Annotated in this window: 2 protein-coding genes; both read right to left on the bottom strand. The window is 71.5% G+C overall.

Features of this window, described 5'->3' with window-relative positions; genetic code table 11:
• Positions 1–55: 55 nt before the first annotated feature.
• Positions 56–355: a DUF3039 domain-containing protein gene (locus tag ACFWFI_RS42760; RefSeq protein ID WP_014155978.1), complete on the bottom strand. Its 300-nt coding sequence runs from the start codon at positions 353–355 to the stop codon at positions 56–58.
• Between the two features lie 30 nt (positions 356–385).
• The gene (locus ACFWFI_RS42755) at positions 386–958 is read right to left on the bottom strand and encodes a YqgE/AlgH family protein (protein ID WP_387401390.1); all 573 of its coding nucleotides are present in this window, start codon (positions 956–958) and stop codon (positions 386–388) included.
• Positions 959–1,085: the final 127 nt, after the last annotated feature.

Below are 1,085 nucleotides of genomic sequence, written 5' to 3'. Positions count from 1 at the left end.
GCGCGCCCCGGAGGCCGGGGTCAGGGTCCGAAAAAGGGATAAAAGGCCGGGTGGGCTACTTCTTGCCGCTGTCCTTGCCGCCCTTGCCCTTGTCCTTGTCGCCGCCGGCGCCCATGGACTCGTAGATCTCCTTGCACATGGGACAGACCGGATACTTCTTGGGGTCGCGCCCCGGGACCCAGACCTTGCCGCAGAGCGCCACCACGGGAGTGCCCTCCAGGGCGCTCGCCATGATCTTGTCCTTCTGGACGTAATGGGCGTAGCGCTCGTGGTCACCGTCGCCGTTCGACACCTGTGGCGTCGGCTCTACGAGGGTCCCCGTACCTGCCCCGCGCTCGGGCTCAAGAGTGCTCATAACTGCCAAGCGTACTGAAAGCTCCGCGCATCAGTTCAGCGAAGGGTCGTCCGGATACGTCGCGATCATCGCCAGTTCGCTGCGCTGCCGCCGCAGAACCGCGCGCCAGAGGTTTTCCGGGCGCGGCGACGAGACGTCGCCGGGCTCCGACTCGACCACGTACCAGGCGCCGTCCGTCAGCTCCGCCTCCAGCTGACCGGGCCCCCAGCCCGCGTATCCGGCGAAGATCCGCAGCGAGCCGAGCGCCGCCGCCAGCAGCTCCGGCGGGGCGTCCAGATCCACCAGGCAGATCGCCCCGTGCACCCGGCGCCAGCCGATGGGGGCCGGGGAGGGCCCCTCGTCCCCGGGGATCACCGCCACGCCCAGCGCCGAGTCGAGCGACACCGGGCCGCCCTGGAAGACCACGTCCGGCTCGCCGGTCAGGCCGGCCCAGGACGCCAGGATGTCCCCGACGCCGACCGGGGTCGGGCGGTTCAGGACCACACCCAGCGAGCCCTCCTCGTCGTGGTCGAGGAGCAGCACCACCGCACGGTCGAAATTCGGGTCCGCCAGGGCGGGTGCGGCCACGAGCAGCCGTCCTGTGAGCGAGGACACCTCCGTCATGGCACAGATGATCCCGCATCTTCGCCCTCCGCGGGGGCCAAGTGGTCCGCCCGGTCCCGTGGGGCCACCCGACGCCGCGCAAGGCGGCCCGAGGCCCCCCCGGCCCCCCCCGGGCGCCCCAACACGG

The sequence above is a fragment of the Streptomyces sp. NPDC060209 genome (assembly GCF_042728155.1).
Classification (GTDB): Bacteria; Actinomycetota; Actinomycetes; order Streptomycetales; family Streptomycetaceae; genus Streptomyces.
This window is presented reverse-complemented; position numbering and strand designations above follow the sequence as displayed.